Origin of the sequence: Microbacterium sp. UBA1097 (assembly GCF_002313585.1) — a bacterium.
GTDB lineage: Bacteria > Actinomycetota > Actinomycetes > Actinomycetales > Microbacteriaceae > Microbacterium.
Map to the genome: position 1 here is coordinate 189,138 of NZ_DCBW01000016.1, position 223 is coordinate 189,360.

The following is a 223-nucleotide window of genomic DNA, read 5'->3' on the forward strand; positions in this document are numbered from 1 at the left end:
AGACTCCCGCCGATCAGGCGAAGACTTCGGGGCAATGCCCCACGAACGAAGGAAGACAATGGCAGAACTCTCCATCAGCCCCGATGCGATCCGCGACGCGCTGAAAGACTTCGTCGCCGCATATGAGCCGTCCGGAGCCGCAGCGACTGAGGTGGGAACCGTCGTCGACGCCGCGGATGGCATCGCCCATGTCGAGGGGCTCCCCGGCGTCATGGCCAACGAG